Raw genomic sequence first — 18,470 nt, 5'->3', positions numbered from 1 at the left:
CCGGGCTACGTTACCCGGCGGTAGCGCTGTGCGGTCCGTGGCCGCCTGGCGCCCGCCGTCCGCCCGGCCGCCCGGCGGACCCGCCGACACGCGATGGGATGGGCATGACGCAGCTGTTCTCGGTCGAAGGCAAGACGGTCCTGGTCACCGGCGGGTCGCGGGGGATCGGGCTGATGATCGCCCAGGGCTTCGTCCGCGCCGGCGCCCGCGTGATCATCTCGTCCCGCAAGGCGGACGTCTGCGAGACGGTCGCCAAGGAACTCTCCGCCGAGGGCCACTGCGAGGCGATCCCCGCCGACCTGGGCACCGATGCGGGCGCCGAGGCCCTCGCCGCCGCCGTCCGCGAGCGCGTCGACCGTCTCGACGTGCTGGTCAACAACGCCGGCGCCACCTGGGGCGCTCCGCTGGAGAGCTACCCGGAGGCCGCGTTCGACAAGCTCTGGGCGGTCAACGTCAAGGCCGTCTTCCGGCTCACCACCGCCCTGCTGCCGGCGCTGCGCGCCGCAGCCAGCGCCGACGACCCCGCCCGCGTGATCAACATCGGGTCCATCGACGGCATCCGGGTGCCGTTCATGGAGGTGTACGCGTACTCGGCCACCAAGGCGGCCGTGCACATGCTCACCCGCAGCCTCGCCCACCAACTGGCCGGCGAGCAGATCACCGTCAACGCGATCGCGCCCGGCCCCTTCGAGAGCAAGATGATGGCGTTCGCCCTCAACGACCCGGCGAGCCGGACCGCCATCGAGCAGCAGGTGCCGCTGGGCCGCATCGGGCGCCCCGAGGACATGGCCGGCACCGCCATCTACCTCTCCTCGCGGGCTGGCGCGTACCTCACCGGCGCGGTCATCCCTGTCGACGGCGGCATCACCACCCACGGCTGAGCACCGGCGACCCCCGCTCGGGCTGCCCGCGTACCCCCGGGTGTGCCAGGGCCGCGCGGACTCGGCAGATCCGCGCGGCCCTGGCGTTGCGCTTTTCTCAGCGACCGGCGAGCAGCCGGTTCACCGCCGTGTCGACGTCCAGGTGCTCGGCCTCGCGGCCGCGCGGGACGACGACGTACGTCCGTCGAAGGAAACGCACCAGGACGCTGCGCGGCACCTCGAAGAGGGCGTTGCCGTCCGGTGACGAGAGGGCCAGCGCGACGAAGTCGCCCCGCGGTGTGGCCCAGGGCCAGACCCGCACATCGCCGATGCCCGCCGGCTCGTCCAAGCCGGTGACCAGAAGTTCGCGCGCGAACGACCAGCTCACCGCCTCACCCCCGGCCGATTCGGCATGGAACAGGACATGGACCGCATACGGGTCAGCAGGGTCGTAACGCAGACTGGCACGCACCGGCAAGGCGGTGGCGTCAGGTGCGACGAGCCTTAGCGACGTCTCGACCTCTACGGTCGTCGGTCGGATGACACTCATGGACGTTCTCCCCCCGGCACCGCTGCGGAACGCGCGTGTCCCGCTTTTCCCATACTCAGGTGCTACTCCTGGCTACGCTCCGCCATACGCTGACTTCACCCAGTGGTGGGAAGGGGGACGGAAAGGCCGCGTGAATGTGAGCATTCATGTAGGATTTCCGGTTCTGCCCAGTGCGTGATTCCGCCCGGCGTCGGGTGGCTCAGTCGTCGACTTACTCCGGTAACGTCCAGTCGGCCGTTGCAGTGACGGGCCCGAGCGACACTGGGGGGTGAAATGGTCACGAACCGATCCTCAGTGGATCCGGTGGCCGCGTCCGGTCCGCCGAAAGTCGCGGTCCGAGCAGCCGAAAAGCGGGGGTACGACGTGCCGATGGAGCAGCCCGAGCGACCCGGACGGTCGACGCCCGACACGGGCCGTACCGGCGGCGTCCTCGTCGTCGGCGAGCCGTCGCGACGCCCACGCTGGCGGGACCGCATCTCGACCACCCTCGACCTGATCCGCGCCAACCCCACCGGCCGGATCGCCCTCAAGATCTTCATCTCGATCGCCGGCGCGCTGGTGGTCACCATCGGCATCGCTCTCATCCCGCTACCCGGGCCGGGCTGGCTGCTGGTCATCGCCGGCCTCGGCATCTGGGCCGTCGAATACCACTGGGCCCGCCGACTGCTCGGCTTCACCCGCCGACACGTGCACGGCTGGACACAGTGGGTGACGCGACAGTCGCTGCCGCTACGCTTCGTGCTCGGCGTCGTCGGCCTGGTCTTCGTGGGCGTTGTGGTCTGGCTCTCACTCAAGCTCAGCTTCGGCATCGACGTGGTGGCCGAGGCGATGCAGTACCTCGCGACGCACTGACCCCGGATTTCCGGTCTGGTTCCACGATCGGGTAGAGTCAGTGGCGCTGAGGGCGATTAGCTCAGTGGGAGAGCGCTTCGTTCACACCGAAGAGGTCGCTGGTTCGATACCAGCATCGCCCACGCAGGTCAAAGGCCACTTCCCGGCTTCGGGAGGTGGCCTTTCTGCTGTCATACAGCAGCTAAGTACAGCAACGGCGTCAGTGGTCGAGTGAATCGCCAAGGCGCTTGAGGGCGTCTCTCGTCGCCTTGTTGGATACCTGCGTGTAGATCTCCATCGTCACGGAGAAACGGGCGTGCCTCAGCACCTGCATGGCGACTCTGGGGTGGACGTCGAGGTCGGCCAGCAGCGTGGCGCAGGTGCGGCGGGCGTCGTGGACGGTAATCGGCGTGACGTTGGTCTTCTCGCACCTTGCCTGCCACGACCGTTGGAAGTTGCGCGGCTCGATGGGTGTGCCGTAGCGGGTGGTGAATACGAGTCCGGTCTCGTGCCACGCCTTTCCGGCGGCCGCCTCAGCCTCATCGCGTTGTTGTTGCCTGATCTTGAGGGCGGTCAGGCAGATGTCGGGCAGGGGCAGCATGGCGTCGGATGCCTGAGTCTTGGCGTCGCGGTGCAGGAGCTGCCCGCGTACGCGTTGCAGTTGGCGGCCGATGGACAGCTCTCCGGCGTCGAGGTCGACGTCTGCCCAGGTGAGGCCGAGGGCTTCGCCTTTGCGTAGGCCGGTGACGAGGACCAGGGCGTAGGCGGCGTAGAGCGGGTCCTCGTCCGCACGGGCTGATTCGAGGAACTTGCGCGCCTCGTCGCTCGACCACGACTTGCCTCGTCGACGGCGGACGGTGGCCAGGGTGACCGCCACGGCCGGGTTCTTGGTGATGAGGTCTTCGGCCTGGGCGTGAGTGAGGGCGGCCCGCAGCGCGGCCCGAATATCGCTGACCGTCCGCGCCGATGGGACGGCCTGACAGCAGCGGCCGAGGGCGCAGCAGCGGCGTTTCTCCTTGGGCCGTGCGGCGTCCTTGCCCTGGGCGCAGCACTGGCAGGTACGGGCCACCTGGTTGATCCAGGTCTGCACGTCCCGCGACTGGAGCCGGTTCAGTCGCTTGCCGCCGAGGCCGGGGGAGATGTAGCGGCGGACGAACGTCTCGTAGGTGGCGTAGGTCAGGGGTGCCCGGTTCGGTTGGACGATCTCGTTGAGCCAGTAGGTGAGGAAGCTGTCGACCGTCGGAACGCTCGTCGCCACCGGTCCGGCCTTGGCCTGCTGGTGCAACTTGATCCACTTGTCGTGCACCGCTTCGCGGGTCTTGCCGTAGACGTACTTCCGGGTGCGCCTGCCGTCCGGCTTGGTGACCCAGACGTAGGCGGCGAAGCCGTTGCGGTAGGGGAAGATGGAGCCTTCGCCGTTGGCTCGGGTGCGTCCGGGCATTAGGCGGCCTCCTGGCGTTCGACCTGTTCGCGGATGTTGCCGTTGACCCACTCCGGGAGGATTCGGCGGTACTTGCCGTCCTTGATAGAGCGCAGCTCGCCGGTAGCGATCTTCATCTTGACCTTGGAGATGCCGAAGCCGAGAAGGACGGCGACCTCGGCGGGCGAGTACCAGCGAGGGCGGAGGTCATGGGTCATGCGGCGGCCCCGGTAAGCCAAGCCTCGTGAGCGAGTTCTTCCCGGCCGATGCGTCTGGCCTGCCGGCGTTGGGCGGCGGCGGTGTTGGCCAGGAGTGCGTCGCCTTCGGTGAGCCATCCGGAGCCGGCGTAGGTGAGGGTGCCGAGGGTGATGGTGCCGGGGGTGTCGTCGTCTTGGTCGCGGCGGTAGGTGGCGCGGGAGTCGCGGAGCAGGCCGAAGGTGACGGAGTAGCGGCGTGCCTTGGTGAGGAAGTGGCCGCCGAAGCCGAGCATGTGTGCCCAGCGGCGCAGTCCGGCGTAGGTGCTCGGTTGGGCGTCAAGGCTGCCTTGACGGTGCTCGGCCGTTGTGGCGCCGCTGGCGGTGTCGGTGCCAATGGGTCGTCCAAGGTGCCAGCAGGCGTCGATGAGGCGGGCGAGGTGGTCGCCTTCCGGATCGGCGTAGTCGTCAACGGTGGCCGGGGTGAGTCGGGTGAAGGAGCGCCCGGTTGATTCGGTGGCCTTGGTGGCGTACTTGGCCAGGTAGGCGGCCACCTTGCCGTCGGTCAACTCACCGTCGGTGGCGTTGATCCGTCGCACGTCGACCTGCTCGCCCCAGGCCACCACCCAGCCACGCGGCAGGTCGGGATGCGGAGGTGTGGTGACGACGATCTGCCGCGCGGCGGCATGGACTGCGGCGTCCAGGTCGTCAACGGTGATGCCGGCCGGCGGTGGAACGAGAGCATTCGTGTCAGGGTCGACACCGTCGAGGCGCAGCAGGGCGTGGAAGTGCACGGCTGCCCTTCTCTGCATCTCGGCGACCTTGCCGTGCGACACCCGCACGGGCGGCACCCTGCACGCATTGCCGGAGCCGGTGACGACCTGGACGAAGGGGATGCCGCGTCGGCCGCAGAGGGCGGCGAGGTGACGTTCGATGGCCTGTTTGGTGCGCCGCCACAGCTCGCCGGAGAAGTGGTTCCAGACCACCTGGTGCTCGTGGTCGTAGCAGTCCAGGCACAACGGCTGCCCGAGCCGCAGATCGTCGGCGTCGTGGCGAGCGAAGCAGGCCGCAGGCTGCCCGTGCTGGCAGGTGCCGGCGGCACTTCTGGCGCGGCAGGGAGCGGGCCGGCAGTCGCAGCGCTGCCGGGCGGCGCAGGTGTGGCGAGCGACGTGCCGGTGATGAACCGTGCCAAAGGACGGGGCGGTGAAGGTGGCGAAGACAATCGGGTGTCGACCGACCGAGTCGGGTACACCCTTGCCGCCGGTCAGGCCGCAGCGGACGACCTGGTAGGCGTCACCGGCGTAGACCCAGGAGCAGTCCGGGCACTGTGATTCGCGGCGGTTGCCGCACGCCTTGTAGATCGCTTGGTCGGGCAGCTCGTCGGTCCGGAGCTGGCCGGTGATGCGGCCCGTGGTCGTCTCGACGGCCGCAATGGTGCCAGTGAGTCGGACTGGCCGGGCACAGCCGCCGGCAGCGGCGGTGTGCTCAAGCCAGCCGGAGAACTCCGGGGTGGCGGCGCGGTGCAGGGCTTGGGCGTTCAGGCGCTGGCGACGCCGGGCCGGTGCAGGGTGAGCGGGGTGGACACGGTCTTCTCCTCTGGGGGTGGCAGGGACGGGAGACGAAGCACCACCAGCCGTGGAGTTGGTCCGCTGGTGGTGTTCGTCGTGTCTCCTGGCACCGCCGGGAGGGCGGCTGACGCCGGAGGGCGGGCTCGTGGTGGTGCCACGTCCCGCCGATGGTCGTGTCCTCTAGCGCTTGAGCTGGTGACGAAGGTCGGCACGGGTGGGGATCCTGGGGTGTCGGTACCCGAGCGGTCGCCGCAGGCTGTCCCCCACCCGTGCAGGCGTGCGAATCTGGGCCATCGTGGACGGCGATGAGGCCGTGCTGGGCCGCTCAGTGGATTCGGAGAACCGGACGGTGCTGTAGGGAGCCGACGGGACGTGACCCGCATCAGCGGAGGAAGGCCGCTCGGCATCTCTGAGGTCGAGTCCAGCGATCCGGCAGGAGGGCCGCGCTGGCGTGCTCGACGAGCGCCAGACTAGCACCGGGTACCGACACGTCAACCCGCCGTGATGTCGCCGGATGGAGGTGGGCGTCCGGCTGCCGCCGGTGTGGGAGGACTTTCTGTACGTCTATCAAGGCGGCCCGAAACGGGCCGCACGCGCCGCCGCCTGGGCGCGCGTCCGTTGCTCCGCTGGCGCTCCGACTCCGGCCACGCAGAACGCCCGTCGGCTGGCGCGGAGAGCGGGAAGCCCGGGGGCCGCCGCTGACGGTGGCACCGAGGGTGGTTGAGGTTTGTGGGCCGGCAGCCGGCCGGGCCGCGCCCGATCGGCGCGGCGCAGCGAAGGGCACGCCGGGTCCGCGCGGCGGGACGCGGCGGCGGGTTGGTCGCGGTTACCGCGCCTCCGGCGGGGGCGCAACGACTCCGAGATGGTCGGGGGTCCGTCGGCGGGTCGCGATCCGTGGGTGGTTGCGCTGGGCCATCCCGCCAGCCGTCGACCCGGGCGAGCCGAGCAGACCACCACCCGGCCCGCCAGCGTCCGTACGTGCGTCAAGTTCGTCTTGACGTGGCGGGCCGGGTGGCGGCCCGCTCCCCAGCAGGGCGGGTCGGCGGCAGACGGGATGGAATGTCACCCGGGCCTGCTATAAAGCTCGTAATTCCTGGTTGGACCTGCCGCCAGCGATCGGAGACGTTGTTGTGAAGTTCTGGTCAGGGAACACCTCGCACGACGCCAGATACGGCGGTGCCGGTGTGACGTACACCTATGCATTCTCGCTTCCGGCCAATACAGACATTTACGAACTGGCAGACCAGTTGCTAAGTTCGGGCGTTGCGCGAGCTGCGTCGATTCCTCCATCAAAGCGGGTACGCATTAGTCGCGAGTGGCGGAGTGTGCTCAAAGCGCGACAGTTGACGGAAGCGATTTCAAATTTCTCAGACGTCATCAAGGGAGAAACGACGTGGGGCGCATGGGTGGCAAAAAATCCGCGCGCGGCTCTGTATGCGTTCAGACGGCGGATTCTTAGAGTCAACTCCTTGCGTCGGATTCGGACTGTGGAATCTTCGGAGAAGTCGCAGCGGGCACTAGAGCAATTGCGGGACTTGATATCCGAGATGGATGATAAGGTCGTAGACCACACCAAGGTCGTGGGCGCACTATCGGCAGTGGACGACGGGCTGCTAAGCCAGACATACCTGGCGCGGTCGCCGTTTGTCCGACTAGAGTTGCAAAGTCTCATCGCCGAATCTCGCCTGCTGGCAGATAGCGAGATCCTGCCCACGCTCCTTTTGCACCGGTCCGGCGTTGCGCTACTCACCTTCCATGCCGTTCTGGGGCGGGGCAGAACTACAGACGAGTTGATCGAGGCTTCGATTGGGCGGCATGCCCACTTCGACTCGTGCACCTTTAACGGAGCTGTGGTCGGGGCAGCACCTCTGACTGGGTACGCCCCAAAGAGCGACGAATGGCAGAGGAGTGAGGCTGGCCGTTGGCTTGGTCGAAAGTTTGAGTGGCAGGACGATGAGTTTAGTATCGAAGATGCATTTTTTGTTTACCAGGATCGAATACGCGGTCTTGTGTCATTGAAGCGTGAGCAGGTCCAAGACTTCTTCTGCTACACGTCGCTGTTCATTGGCGATGTGGCTTGCTGTGGTTCAAAGAAACGTTGGCTGCGGCGGCACTCGCGAGAGCTTACAGGGTTGATGATGAGACATCCGCCCTACGGGGGGCTCCGTGACGAGGTAGTGGCGGAATCCGTTAAGGGCGACATGGGCCTACACGTCGACGAGTCGCGCTATTACAACGGAGGCAACTCCCTTCTGGTGACCTGGGACTTCGGTGGCGGTGAACTTTCGCCATCGTTTGTAGAGATTGCCAATACGGTCGCGATTATTGAGAATGCCATGCTGCAATATTGGCAGATGTACGTACTCGATTATGAACTTCAATTAGACGGGCGATCCCGTCGCCGTCTTACTTCCACCCAACGGATGCTCGCGCAAGGAATTGAGGAATTTAGAAGCAATTCGGTAGTTTATGGGACTGCGAACGACATCATCGCGTCCGTGCTCACTCAGTTGCGCGTACCGGAGTTGTATCAACGCTTGCTCGACAGGCTTAGCGCGACGCAGCAGTTGCTCGATTCTCGCCAGGTTCAGGAGAGTGTGCGGCGCAACTACCTCATTGCCGGCGTTGGATCATTGGCGACGGTCTTCTTGGGGATTCCCGCGATAAGGGATTCCCTCGGTGTGATTGCCCAATGGAATCCACCCCCGCGCCTTATGCCTATCTTTGGCCCATTGGCTAGTTGGGCGAAGGGCGGGGAAACTGCAATCCTGACGGTCTACTCAGCCGTGCTCATATTGGTTCTAGCCGTTCTCGTTGTGGCTTTCCTTCTCAAAAGTCCGAGAATTGGGCGGAGAAAAAACCGCGAGGTAGGTATCGAGTGGACTCCGATGTCACCAGAATGGAGCCTGTCCCGGGCGCGTCACATAGGGGGGCATCCGGCGGAGGAATGATCAAGGATCGGTACAACGACGATACTGGCCGGAGTCGCTGCCAAGGACTGGTGAAGGCTCGGATGGTGCTCTCTGGAGCGAATTTCGGTTACGACGATGTGAACAATCGGGCTCGTCTCGCTGGGTGACTAACTGAGTGACGATCAGGGTGCCCGTGGCCGGACGTTGGTGGACTACCACGGACGGTTGCGCCGGGATATAGCAGGCATGTGCGCAGGTGGCAAGAGCTTGATAGTTGCCTGGGGGTCAAGGCGTCGTCGGATTGAGGGGCTGCTTACGTCTGTCGCTTCTACGTTCTGACTGTCGGTCCCGCGCTTCTGGCAGCTGCTATTCGAGCCGCCCGGCTAGCCCTCACGCGCGCGACCCTGGCAGGAGACTGGAAGACCTCGGCAAGGATGTCATCCATGAGGTCCAAGACCTCTCGCGCGTCTGCCTCTTCCACAACCATCGAAGCGAGATCGCCGTGAGCCGCATCGTTACCGACCAAGCGAATGGCATGGGCTGCATCCTTGGCGTCCTCTCTGATCAGCCCTTGGCCCGCCATCTCGTCGATCTTCTTTTCTAGACTCCCACTTGTTATGCCCTTCTCCTTGGCTGTCGCTTCGACGACTGCACGAGCTAGCGCCATCGCTGCACGGTAGGCCTTGATGGCGAAGCACCGATGAGCCTCGTCGGCGGCCGAGGCGATGTCCTCCGGCACGTCGGGGAACTCCTTCCCGCCAACATGCTGGGGCCAAAAGGCTCTGACCCTTCCACCGCTCCCGCCCTCTCGCACGGCACCGATGACGTGTCCGCACTCCTCGTTAGGGCAACGGAGGGCACTGTCGATATACCCCCGGCTGTACAAAGGGCTCCCTGGCAGGACATCTCCCTGCCAAACCTGCTTAAAGCTCGCGAGAGAGCGGCAGTGAGGACAGACAAGCGACGGCATGGTCCAGAGCTTATCGAGGTCGCCAACGACCGTCATGCCCGTCAACTGCCCGCATGGTGGGTAAGCAGAGGCCACCACGGGTGTGCTTCCTGGCGTCCTTGTGTGTCCGCAGTCGCGACTGCGCCTGGCCAGATTGGTCGTTGAGTGGGCCATCCGGCAGATGGCTGCTCTTGGGCCGTCCCTGGGCCGTCTGGGCCGTCACCGGGCCGTCAAACGCTGACCAAAGACAACCACCTACGACCACCAGCGCCCGAAGAAACAGCAGGTCAGCCACCGTTTCGGGGCGGCTGGCCTGGTGGGCGACGGACGAGTCGACCTGTACGCCGGAATCTGTCATCGCCAGGATCAGTGGCGCCCGTGTGGGCGCCGCTGGTCGGCGGGGCAGTGGCGCTGGCAGCGCCCGTCTACGGTGCACCTCGTGGACGGTTTGAGTACGGCTGACGTGATTGGGGCAGTGGGCGGCCTCGTTGGTCTGATGGGTGTCACCGTGACGTGGGCGCTAGGGGTCAGGTCCCTACGGGTGAGCCGGGTGTCGGTCCAGGTTTCTGAGGAGGCTAAGGACGAAGCGCGACGGGCCGCCGACGCAGGTGAGCGCTCCGCTGTGGCAGCAGAGAACGCGAACCAGGCCGGCGAGCGCTCCGCCGATGCCGCGCAGGAGTCCGCTAGGCAGGCCGCCGAGGTTGCTCGGATGGAGCGAGAGCGTGAGCATGATCGGCTGAGCCCTGGGACTGTGCCGCACATGGACGTGGAGTTGGAGTCGAACCCGCGAGGTGCAAGCCTTCCCCGAACGCTATTCGGCGTGGTGTCAGTACCACGTGACTACCGAGTGCGGGCAGAGGCAGTCATCGAGCGGGGAGGCCATACCGGCCTGGGCTTGCCGTTGCTCCTACACGCAGGTCGGAGCTATCGGTTCGCCATCGAGCAGTGGCCGCCCGGCCGTACTACGCCCCAAGTCGAGTTCGTGTTGTTCCGGTTCTGGGTTCCGGTCGAGGAGATAGACAAAGTTGCGGGTTGGGAATGCCCCTGCGACCGGCCGATGGTCGATGGAAGCGACCGCGGCCACTGGGAGTGGCGGGCACCCATCCGGTACGAGCCAGAAGCAGCACCTCAGATCCATTGATGTGAGCCCAGGCGGACGGGTGAGTGAGGCAGTCGGGAGGCAGCGAACGCAGCAGGAACGGCCAGCGGCGGACGACACGGGATGGCAAAACAGCCATGGTTGGCACCACAGGACGGTGCGCGGCAGCATCAACGGTGGGCTCCCCTCGCGCTCACACCGAAGAGGTCGGCTGCCAAATGGCCAGACTCAGCACCAAGATCATGCCGTCCGTAGGCCGTCAAACGTAGGCCGGCGGTGGCAACCGATGACCAACCATGACTAGTCCCGGTCCAGGTCAAGGCGTGTCTCGTCCAGTTCGGATGCCTATGCCTGGCAGGGGCATCAATACAACGCCAAGTGACGCCGTCGACTGTGCTGAGTTCGCAAGCTCAACTAGCTAGACGGCCGATGGAGGGCTACCAGTCTCAACCCGGCGGCCGACCTTGCGCACCTGATCGATAGTCCTAATGTAGTCGTCCACGCGCTCCTTGAACTTCGGGTCATTGGGGTCGGCAAAGTCCAGTAGCCGTCGGCCCTCGTCGTAGAAATCTGATTCCTGTTGCCGGAACCCCTGGTACTTCTCCTCCGACTTCAAGGTGTAGGCGAGGATGGATATCAGCCCTGTCCATGCTGTGAGAGCCGTCATGAACAGAACCGCTCCTGGCTCATTTTTCTCAAACCGTTGAACGAGTACGGGCAAGCTGACGCTTGATATCAGGCTCCACATCACGCGCGCTAGATGTAACCGATAGTGCGCGGTCGCCTTGTTCTTCCAGAATCGTAGCGTTCCCTCGATGCGCTCGTAGTGAGCTTGGAGCCTGGGCGCTTGCGTGCCTAGGTTGGCCGCATTAGTGAACCAGGGGCCCGGATCGTTCAGCTCCAGAAATCCGAGGAATGACCAGATGATTGGGAGCGCGGTAGTTACGATACCGACCGCTAAGGCTGCCAATCCTCCGTACCACCACCCGACGTGGACGCCCACGATGATAAGCCCCGCCAACGCCAGCGCTGTCATCGCCAGGAAGCCGAGTTGCTTGCGGTGCTTGCTCCACTGCACCGACAACCAAGAAGGTTTCACCGCTATGTCGCCAGAACCGCGGACGGTGTGGGGCCGTTCGCCGTCATCGGTCTTGCCGCCGCTAGAGGCGTCCATATGGTGGATCCGTCCTGTAAACCAGGGCCGACCATGGGTCGATTGCCCCTAATGTCATCCACTGGGACGCGAGTGTCAACCAGGGGGTTCGGCGACGAGCTTCTGTCACGGGCTGTGCTGCAGGAGTCAGCAGGCGCACGTAGACGAGGGCTGACACGGGACGCGCGACTCCGAGGGTGCAACCATTCCCGGACGTATGCGGAGGTTGTGCACACGAGATTGCAAGCGAGGGGTCGAGACTCGGAGAGTCCCCGGCCTACCGGGGAAGCGGATTGGCTACGTAGACGCCCTTGCCTTGCCGGCCGTCGATCAGCCCTTCGGCCTTGAGGAGCAGCATGGCGGCGCGGATGACAGTGTTGCTGACCTTGTAATGCTCGCAGAGGGCGGCGAACGAGGGCAGTTTGTCGCCCGGCTTCAGCTGGCCGGAGTTGACCTGCTCTCGGACATCCCGGGCGACCTGTAGGTATGCAGCTTCAGACATCGGTGGTGCTCCCAGCTTGGCGGCTGGTGCAAGCAGACCACACCTCCGGCTCGACTTACAACGCTATGTGTCGTAGCTGTTGACCCTGCGCACATTGCGTCCTAAGTTGCTCCTGGGGCTACCCAGCTTGGCGGCGGGTCGTCCTGCCGTGGGTGCCCTGTCTCCGGACATGGCTGACCGGGTGCCCACGGGACCGCAAGCGTCGGCGGGAGGCATGGTGACCAGATCGAACGATGCAACTGGTTCGACCGCAGGTGCCGTGCCGGCTATCGGGTACCACCAGAGGCAGGACCACAGCCGGCGGCGCGTCTCCTACGACGAGTATCTCCTAGCGGCAGCGCTCACCCTCGCCCGCCGTCATCGGCCCGTCTGGTCATGGCGGCACTGGCGATACATCTGCCGCTGCGGAGGCGATCTTCCTTGCCGAAGCCGCCACCGCATTCCGATCAATCGGGGCCACTGGCCCAACCAGGATGGCCCGCTATGACCACCCACCATCCGGTCAGGCCGGCCTGGACGTGCGGCGGCTGTGCGGGGGAGTGGCCATGCCAGAGCGGGCGCCGAGAGCTGCGGGCCGAGTACGACCGTGCCGGGGTGTCACTGTCTCTCTACCTGGCCGCCCAACTCGTCGACGCTGCCCAGGACCTGGCCCACGTTCCCGCCGATCACCTGCATTACCGCTTCCTTAGCTGGACCCGATGAGCATCCTGCGGGCGGGTGACGAGAAGTTCCACTACAGCGACGGCTCGCACAAGTGGATCCCACCGGACCCGGACTACGACCAGGAGGTCTGGGACGAGCAGGTCCGCCAGCACAAGCAAGGCCACCTGAGAAACGTGCGCCCGAAGGTGCGGATCCAGCGCCTCGTCTGATGCCAGCAGTACAGCAGCGAAGTACAGCAACCGTGCCAGCCGAACCGAGACACGAGGCGCGTCAGCAGGCCTTCTGACGCTTCGAGCCCGACCAGACCGGCCTGCCGAGAGTTCACACCGAAGAGGTCGCTGGGAGGGTTGCGGCAATCGGCTGGGTTGTCTACCGGAACCGGCGGCGCCGGTAGGCAACGACCGCGAGGGCTGCCGCAGTGGTGGTGGCGGCGAGGATTGACACGGATTTCGCGCGTACCAAATTGCCGATCTTGGTGGTGGCGGCGCGAGCGGAGGTGGTCAGGGTGGATTCGGCCTTGCCGGTGGTCTGCTCGCTGGCTGTCAGCGAGCCTCGTATCGTGCCGATGGTGTGCTGTGAATCCTGCTTCACTGAGGTGGCGCGCTGGGATGCCTTCTGGCTCAGTGTGTGGGCTAGCTGCGTCGCTCTGGTCTTCACCGACTGACCGGCCTGGGTGACCCGCTGTCGGAGACCGCCGACGGCGGAGGTCGTCTTGGTACGCGCGCGGGTCTTGACGTCGGTCTTGGCGGTTAGTGCGGCTATGGTCTCGCCGAGTTCGGTGCGTGTCTGCTGGATATCGTGTCGGGTCTGGTCCAAGTTGCTGCCTTCGGGTGGCGTGCTCATGGCTGTCTCCGATTCGCTGCATCACGTATCGTCTCGGCGTCGGCTCGCACGCTGTCTCTGGTTGCTGTGGGTGTGATGGGCATTGCCGTGCTGACCTGTTTCTTGCCGCGTTGGGCCGCGATTGCGGCGGCGAGGGCGAGGACCACCGTGACGATCAGGGCGGCCACGGCGTCGGGCATGATCGCGGCCAGGGTCAGCACGAGCGTGGTGACGGCGGTCGCGCCGGCGAAGATTCCGAGCATCGCGCCGCCGCCGAGCAGCCCGGCGCCGACGCCCGCGCGTTTACCCTTGGCAGTCATTTCCGCGCGGGCCATCGTCAGCTCGTCGCGCACCAGCCGGGTGATCTGATCGGTGGCACGCTGCACCAGCTCGGCGACCGGCGCGTCTGCAGACGCGGTGCCGGGGTTGGCGCTGGATCGTTCTGGCATCAGTGTTCTCATCTCTGTCCAACGGGGAGTGGTCCGAGGCGCTGCCCGGGGGTCAGTGGTGCTGTGCGGCGGGCATGCTTTCGGGCCTGTGCGGCGGGGCGTCGATACGCCCGCCCGTCATCGGTGCGAGGCTGTTGTCGAGCTGGCCCGCGACGTCAGCTGCCGGGAAGCCACCATCCTGGCGGCGAATTCGGAGCGTGAGCATGCTCGCCGCTCCGGTCACCGCTCCAGCCGCGAAGGCAAGGATGAGCGTTTGCCGTGCGATGGACTTCCTCTTTCGCCTCATGACAACCCCTTGAATCCGACGTGACCTCATAGTCCTGATTGTCGGACTCGGTGGCGGAGATCAGGCATCTAATCGGCGGACTTGCATGAAGGTGAACGGTGCTTGCGCCCGGGTTGCCCGTGAGCTGCCGTTTCCTTCTGCGACAGGCGGCAGTGAGGAAGACTGGGAGCAACAAGCGGAAGTTCGCTTGCTCGATGTCTGTCGCAGCGCGAAGGGGTCGCGCGCCTGCCCCCTCGCGGCTGTTGGCAGACCCCTGACCTGAACTGGCCGTCCTACAGGGGGCGAGAGTGAGTAACGCGGATCTTGGCGCCCGCAGTGACCGTGGCAGTGCGTACGCCGAGCTGTCCCGCCTGGTCCGGGGCGCGGGTCTCCTCGACCGCCAGCCCTGGCGCTACGCGACGCGGATCGCGCTTGTGCTGGGTTGTCTCGGGGTCCTGGGTGTGGTGTTCGTTCGGCTCGGACCGTCGTGGTGGCAGACGGCTGTCGCAGCCGCCGTGGCGATGCTCCTCGGGCAGCTTGCCTTCGTCGGTCACGACGCCGGGCACCGGCAGATCTTCCGATCCCGTCGGGCGAACGAGGTGCTCGGCCTGGTCTGTGCGAACCTGCTGACCGGAATCAGTTACGGATGGTGGGTCGACAAGCACAACCGCCACCACGCCCATCCGAACACCGAGGGCCGCGACCCCGATCTCATGGTGGCTCCGCTGTCGTTCACCCCGGGCCAGGCCGCGACGCAGCGTGGCCTGCGGGCGCTCTTCGTCCGGCACCAGGCGGCGCTGTTCTTCCCCCTGCTGATGGCGGAGGGTGTGCACCTGCACGGCGCCAGCGTCCGGGCGATCATCAGCCGTCCTGGGCTCCGGCACCGACCGGTGGAGGCCGGCCTGCTCGTCCTGCACTTCGCCGGGTACCTCGGGGCCGTCTTCCTGGTCCTGAGCGTTCCGCAGGCGATCGTGTTCATCCTGGTCAACCAGGCCCTGTTCGGTCTCTACCTGGGCAGTTCCTTCGCCCCGAACCACAAGGGGATGCCCATCCTGACCGAGGCCGACGACCTCGACTACCTACGCCGACAGGTCCTCACCTCCCGCAACGTGCGCGGCGGTCGACTCCTCGACGCGCTCCTCGGCGGGCTCAACTACCAGATCGAACATCACCTGTTCCCCAGCATGCCCCGACCGAACCTGCGCCACGCCCAGCCACTGATCCGCCAGTTCTGCGCAGAACATGGCATCGCCTACCACGAAACCACTCTGATCCAGTCCTGGGCGCAAGGGCTGGCCCACCTACGGGCGATCGGGACCGGAGCGACCCGCCAGGGCAACGACTGAGTCCGGTCCGCGCACGCCCTGGTCACCGACCAAGGCCCCCGCCCAGAGACGGCTGCTCGGGTACTGCTGTCAGAGTCGGCGTGGATGACCGGCGGTCAGGAAATCTAGGTTGAAACGACTAGACATCTTCTGTGGTGTGGCATACTCTTCTTCGAGTCGAGAGGAAAGATCCGTCAAGACGTAGACGGAGCCGTCCGGCCGTGGGGTCACGACGGGCGGCGAGGAGAGGAACATGCTTCACCGTTCCTCCCGAGATGCAGTAGGAGCACGTCAGTTCCGGCGTGACACACGCCGGGTTGCAGGTGGGGCCAAGGCTCTTTTTGGGGCTCCAGCTGATGTTCGCCGCACGTGTCGGGGCCATGAAGTCGCGTGGGCTCCGGTGCCGGCGGACCGTACGACAGCAAGGGAAAGAAGTAGCAGAGGAAAGGGAGGGCCGTACACCGTTGGATCGCCCGCCGTCGGCCTTCATGTCAGGCCGGGCGGACACCGCAGTTTCCATCGAACGAGAGGTGGTCTCCGGTCACGCATATGCGATCCTCGCGCCCGAAGCCGTCAGTGGCAGCTGGTGCGGATACGACAAGCCGACGTTTCTGTCGGAAGATGGTGTTCTGACCCGTAACCCTGGGCCCCGGCGCGTAAGCGCCGGGGCCCTCGACGTGGAGGTGACATGGGGCAAAACCCCGAGGACATGTTCGGCGATGAGAACTACCCGGCCTACACCATCGGCCAGGCCGCGGAAATGCTCGGCACCACGCAGGACTTCCTGCGTCGCCTGGACGAGGAGAAACTGATCAACCCGCACCGCTCCAGCGGCGGGCACCGCCGCTACTCCCGCTACCAGCTGCGCCTGGCCGCCCGGGCGCGGGAGATGGTCGATCAGGGCACCGCCCTGGAGGCCGCCTGCCGGATCATCATTCTCGAGGACCAACTCGAGGAAGCCCTCCGGCAGAACGAGAAGCAGTAGCGAGTCAGCTGATGGACCTACCCGAGCAGCGTCGCCGCTGCGGCCAGGGTGGCCAGTGACAGCGTCGTGGTCACCACGACTGCCTGGTTGGCCACTGCTTCGCCGACGCTGTACTCCTGGCCGAAGATGAACGTGTTCTGTGCTGTGGGCAGGCCCGCGCACACCAGCGTGCGCTGATCGTCGTCGTCCCAGTTCTAGAGGTGGCTGCGGTTGTCCAGCCCTGGCGACGGTCAACTCGCCCGGCGACGGTAAATGCCTGCCGATGCTCAGCCACAGCTCTAGAAGCCCCGTCCTGGGTTCTCACCTTCGCTGGCTCTGTCGGCTTCCTCGGGCCCGACATCTTGTGGTCGGACCCTGCCTGGAACCATTGCCGAGGGTCGATAGTGTTCTGAACGACACTGTCCGCGCGCCCTGAAGGGTTTTGCCATGAGCTTTGGTCGTCGGCTGTCACGAACCTTCGCCGTTGCGCTGTTCCTTTTATCCGTTGTGGCTGTACCCGCGATCCCCGCCCAGGCGGCGGCGAAGAGGGGCCCGGACCTCGCGGTCGACGCGTCCGGGACACGGATCTCTCTGGGGGTCGATAAGAAGGTCGTCTATCTGAAGATCAGCAATCTGGGGGACGAGACTCCAAGGGACGTCGTCGTCAATGTCCGCCAGCCGCCGGAGGGCTCCGACCCCAAGCCGGTTGCCCTGCTGTGGCATTCAGGGGGTGGTGTGGGGGAGTGCGACGGCGATGTAGGCGGGTTCTACTGCCGACTGTCGCCGGAGCTGATTCCGGGGCCGGGCGAAACGGTCGACGTTCCCATCGACGCGCTTGTCTACGGGAGGGCCCCCTACGAGAGCAGCTTCGAAGTTTCGGTCACCATCAGGCCGGACACGGACGCGAATCCGGCCGACAACACCAAATCGTTCCCGCTGATGCTTGTCGACGAGCCCAATGCGGATCTCACGGTGGTCGCCCCAGACGTGAAGCAATCGGTGCGGATCGGCGCCGACGGCAGGCCCACTCCCACCGGCACGCTGAACCCGGGTGAAACGGGTGCCGTGCGGCACACCGTCGCCAACCAGGGCCGCAAGACGGTCAACGGAGTCCGGGTCACGCTGCGTCTGCCCAAGGGCGCGACCTTCACCAGGCCGCCGACCCAGTGTGTGCTCGCCGACCGAGGTCGTTCTGCGGTCTGCACCTACCGGAGCCTCACCCTCGTTCCGGCCGTCGAAGACACCGACCCGAACGACACGATCTACTCGGCAATCGAGCTGTATAACCTGGTGACGACTGCGCCCTCCGCCACCGCGCCTGCGACATTGCGGGGCGGAACCGTGCGGGTGGAGGGCCTCGCCGAGCAGTCGACGAACAACCGCTCCAAGCCTGCCCCGACCGAGCTGCCCGCGAATGCCGCCGCCGTAAGCGTGGCCGATGCGGACCCTAGCGACAATCAGGACGGGTTCGCCGTGGTGCTGGCCGCGAAGAGCGCCGGTGGCGATGGCGGTGGCACCGGTGGCGGTGGCGGCGGTGGCAGTGGCGGCGGTGGCGGTGGGTTGCCGGTCACGGGGCCGCAGGCCGGGCTGGTCGGCGGAATCGGGATCGCGGCGCTGACGGCCGGAGGTGTGTTGTTCCTGGCTGGCCGGCGTCGCCGGACGATCCTGGTGACCCCCGAGGACGAGAGGCCAGCAGCCTGATCTGCTGTGTCTGCGTGGGGCGGTCAGGCGGATTGCCGGCGGCGGCCGAGTGACAGAAGCAGGCCGGCGGCGGCCAGGGCAGCAGCCGTGGCCGCGCCGAGCACCAACAGGGACCGCCGCGGCAACGAGCAGCGAGGGGTGGGGGGGGGGGGGGGGGGGGGGGGGGGGGCGGCGGGCCGCGGGGGGGGGGGGGGGGGGGGGCCCGCCCACCACCACCAAGCAAAAAAAGACCAACCACAGGGA

Annotated in this window: 18 protein-coding genes and 1 tRNA gene; 9 read left to right on the top strand and 10 right to left on the bottom strand. The window is 66.1% G+C overall.

Features of this window, described 5'->3' with window-relative positions; genetic code table 11:
* Positions 1–104: 104 nt before the first annotated feature.
* Positions 105–881 carry an SDR family oxidoreductase gene (locus ACGGAQ_RS13240; RefSeq protein ID WP_393048132.1) on the top strand — a complete coding sequence of 259 codons (777 nt, stop codon included), beginning with the start codon at positions 105–107 and terminating at the stop codon, positions 879–881.
* Positions 882–978: 97 nt separating this feature from the next.
* Here ACGGAQ_RS13240 and ACGGAQ_RS13235 read toward each other — a convergent pair whose 3' ends face one another.
* Entirely contained in the window at positions 979–1,410 is a 432-nt protein-coding gene (locus ACGGAQ_RS13235) for an SsgA family sporulation/cell division regulator (RefSeq protein ID WP_007457244.1), read from the bottom strand.
* A gap of 273 nt (positions 1,411–1,683) precedes the next feature.
* Between ACGGAQ_RS13235 and ACGGAQ_RS13230 the strand changes: the two genes are divergently transcribed.
* Together ACGGAQ_RS13230 and ACGGAQ_RS13225 are read left to right on the top strand one after the other, a co-directional pair.
* Positions 1,684–2,262 (top strand): PGPGW domain-containing protein, encoded by a 579-nt coding sequence (locus ACGGAQ_RS13230; RefSeq protein WP_393048128.1) that lies wholly within the window; start codon positions 1,684–1,686, stop codon positions 2,260–2,262.
* A gap of 50 nt (positions 2,263–2,312) precedes the next feature.
* A tRNA-Val gene (locus tag ACGGAQ_RS13225) sits at positions 2,313–2,384 on the top strand.
* A 77-nt stretch (positions 2,385–2,461) separates the two neighbouring features.
* On the opposite strand, the gene ACGGAQ_RS13220 is transcribed toward ACGGAQ_RS13225, so the two are convergent.
* Genes ACGGAQ_RS13220 through ACGGAQ_RS13210 form a run of 3 tightly spaced genes read right to left on the bottom strand, consistent with a single transcriptional unit; the run spans position 2,462 to position 5,396 of the window.
* A complete protein-coding gene (locus ACGGAQ_RS13220; RefSeq protein ID WP_393048125.1) occupies positions 2,462–3,682 on the bottom strand; it encodes a tyrosine-type recombinase/integrase in 1,221 nt (406 codons plus the stop codon).
* Positions 3,682–3,879, bottom strand: a complete 198-nt coding sequence (locus tag ACGGAQ_RS13215) for an excisionase family DNA-binding protein (RefSeq protein WP_393048122.1) — start codon at positions 3,877–3,879, stop codon at positions 3,682–3,684. The genes ACGGAQ_RS13220 and ACGGAQ_RS13215 overlap by 1 nt, the downstream gene beginning before the upstream one ends.
* Complete coding sequence (locus ACGGAQ_RS13210) at positions 3,876–5,396, bottom strand: replication initiator (RefSeq protein ID WP_393048851.1); 1,521 nt, start codon at positions 5,394–5,396, stop codon at positions 3,876–3,878. The genes ACGGAQ_RS13215 and ACGGAQ_RS13210 overlap by 4 nt, the downstream gene beginning before the upstream one ends.
* A 1,211-nt stretch (positions 5,397–6,607) precedes the next feature.
* Here ACGGAQ_RS13210 and ACGGAQ_RS13205 point away from each other — a divergent pair.
* Entirely contained in the window at positions 6,608–8,374 is a 1,767-nt protein-coding gene (locus ACGGAQ_RS13205) for a hypothetical protein (RefSeq protein WP_393048119.1), read from the top strand.
* A 289-nt stretch (positions 8,375–8,663) separates the two neighbouring features.
* Here ACGGAQ_RS13205 and ACGGAQ_RS13200 read toward each other — a convergent pair whose 3' ends face one another.
* Positions 8,664–9,074, bottom strand: a complete 411-nt coding sequence (locus ACGGAQ_RS13200; RefSeq protein WP_393048117.1) for a DUF4145 domain-containing protein — start codon at positions 9,072–9,074, stop codon at positions 8,664–8,666.
* Between the two features lie 649 nt (positions 9,075–9,723).
* Here ACGGAQ_RS13200 and ACGGAQ_RS13195 point away from each other — a divergent pair.
* A complete protein-coding gene (locus tag ACGGAQ_RS13195) occupies positions 9,724–10,425 on the top strand; it encodes a hypothetical protein (protein WP_393048115.1) in 702 nt (233 codons plus the stop codon).
* Between the two features lie 376 nt (positions 10,426–10,801).
* Here ACGGAQ_RS13195 and ACGGAQ_RS13190 read toward each other — a convergent pair whose 3' ends face one another.
* Positions 10,802–11,557 (bottom strand): hypothetical protein, encoded by a 756-nt coding sequence (locus ACGGAQ_RS13190; RefSeq protein WP_393048113.1) that lies wholly within the window; start codon positions 11,555–11,557, stop codon positions 10,802–10,804.
* Positions 11,558–11,813: 256 nt separating this feature from the next.
* Positions 11,814–12,038 carry a winged helix-turn-helix domain-containing protein gene (locus ACGGAQ_RS13185; RefSeq protein WP_393048110.1) on the bottom strand — a complete coding sequence of 75 codons (225 nt, stop codon included), beginning with the start codon at positions 12,036–12,038 and terminating at the stop codon, positions 11,814–11,816.
* A 698-nt stretch (positions 12,039–12,736) separates the two neighbouring features.
* Between ACGGAQ_RS13185 and ACGGAQ_RS13180 the strand changes: the two genes are divergently transcribed.
* Positions 12,737–12,910 (top strand): hypothetical protein, encoded by a 174-nt coding sequence (locus ACGGAQ_RS13180; protein WP_393048107.1) that lies wholly within the window; start codon positions 12,737–12,739, stop codon positions 12,908–12,910.
* 160 nt (positions 12,911–13,070) lie between these two features.
* On the opposite strand, the gene ACGGAQ_RS13175 is transcribed toward ACGGAQ_RS13180, so the two are convergent.
* Entirely contained in the window at positions 13,071–13,544 is a 474-nt protein-coding gene (locus tag ACGGAQ_RS13175) for a DUF3618 domain-containing protein (RefSeq protein WP_393048104.1), read from the bottom strand.
* A complete protein-coding gene (locus tag ACGGAQ_RS13170; RefSeq protein WP_393048101.1) occupies positions 13,541–13,972 on the bottom strand; it encodes a phage holin family protein in 432 nt (143 codons plus the stop codon). Before ACGGAQ_RS13170 ends, ACGGAQ_RS13175 begins: the two co-directional genes overlap by 4 nt.
* A gap of 573 nt (positions 13,973–14,545) precedes the next feature.
* Between ACGGAQ_RS13170 and ACGGAQ_RS13165 the strand changes: the two genes are divergently transcribed.
* Complete coding sequence (locus ACGGAQ_RS13165; protein WP_393048099.1) at positions 14,546–15,583, top strand: fatty acid desaturase family protein; 1,038 nt, start codon at positions 14,546–14,548, stop codon at positions 15,581–15,583.
* 667 nt (positions 15,584–16,250) lie between these two features.
* Positions 16,251–16,547, top strand: coding sequence for a helix-turn-helix domain-containing protein (locus ACGGAQ_RS13160; RefSeq protein WP_393048096.1), 297 nt, complete (start codon positions 16,251–16,253; stop codon positions 16,545–16,547).
* A gap of 17 nt (positions 16,548–16,564) precedes the next feature.
* Here ACGGAQ_RS13160 and ACGGAQ_RS13155 read toward each other — a convergent pair whose 3' ends face one another.
* A complete protein-coding gene (locus ACGGAQ_RS13155) occupies positions 16,565–16,711 on the bottom strand; it encodes a hypothetical protein (RefSeq protein ID WP_393048093.1) in 147 nt (48 codons plus the stop codon).
* Between the two features lie 262 nt (positions 16,712–16,973).
* Here ACGGAQ_RS13155 and ACGGAQ_RS13150 point away from each other — a divergent pair, with 262 nt between their 5' ends.
* A complete protein-coding gene (locus ACGGAQ_RS13150) occupies positions 16,974–18,227 on the top strand; it encodes a hypothetical protein (RefSeq protein WP_393048090.1) in 1,254 nt (417 codons plus the stop codon).
* The last annotated feature ends 243 nt before the right edge of the window (positions 18,228–18,470 follow it).

The organism is Micromonospora sp. NPDC047557 (genome assembly GCF_043205095.1).
GTDB lineage: Bacteria > Actinomycetota > Actinomycetes > Mycobacteriales > Micromonosporaceae > Micromonospora.
The sequence above is the reverse complement of the archived record's forward strand: the minus strand, read 5'-3'. Positions and strand labels throughout refer to the sequence as shown.

Excerpts from the sequence above, each read along its gene's own strand:
- ACGGAQ_RS13240 (WP_393048132.1), top strand. The coding sequence starts at position 105 with ATGACGCAGCTGTTCTCGGTCGAAGGCAAGACGGTCCTGGTCACCGGC.
- ACGGAQ_RS13235 (WP_007457244.1), bottom strand. The coding sequence starts at position 1,410 with ATGAGTGTCATCCGACCGACGACCGTAGAGGTCGAGACGTCGCTAAGG.
- ACGGAQ_RS13230 (WP_393048128.1), top strand. The coding sequence starts at position 1,684 with ATGGTCACGAACCGATCCTCAGTGGATCCGGTGGCCGCGTCCGGTCCG.
- ACGGAQ_RS13220 (WP_393048125.1), bottom strand. The coding sequence starts at position 3,682 with ATGCCCGGACGCACCCGAGCCAACGGCGAAGGCTCCATCTTCCCCTAC.
- ACGGAQ_RS13215 (WP_393048122.1), bottom strand. The coding sequence starts at position 3,879 with ATGACCCATGACCTCCGCCCTCGCTGGTACTCGCCCGCCGAGGTCGCC.
- ACGGAQ_RS13190 (WP_393048113.1), bottom strand. The coding sequence starts at position 11,557 with ATGGACGCCTCTAGCGGCGGCAAGACCGATGACGGCGAACGGCCCCAC.
- ACGGAQ_RS13185 (WP_393048110.1), bottom strand. The coding sequence starts at position 12,038 with ATGTCTGAAGCTGCATACCTACAGGTCGCCCGGGATGTCCGAGAGCAG.
- ACGGAQ_RS13180 (WP_393048107.1), top strand. The coding sequence starts at position 12,737 with ATGAGCATCCTGCGGGCGGGTGACGAGAAGTTCCACTACAGCGACGGC.
- ACGGAQ_RS13175 (WP_393048104.1), bottom strand. The coding sequence starts at position 13,544 with ATGAGCACGCCACCCGAAGGCAGCAACTTGGACCAGACCCGACACGAT.
- ACGGAQ_RS13170 (WP_393048101.1), bottom strand. The coding sequence starts at position 13,972 with ATGCCAGAACGATCCAGCGCCAACCCCGGCACCGCGTCTGCAGACGCG.
- ACGGAQ_RS13160 (WP_393048096.1), top strand. The coding sequence starts at position 16,251 with ATGGGGCAAAACCCCGAGGACATGTTCGGCGATGAGAACTACCCGGCC.
- ACGGAQ_RS13150 (WP_393048090.1), top strand. The coding sequence starts at position 16,974 with ATGAGCTTTGGTCGTCGGCTGTCACGAACCTTCGCCGTTGCGCTGTTC.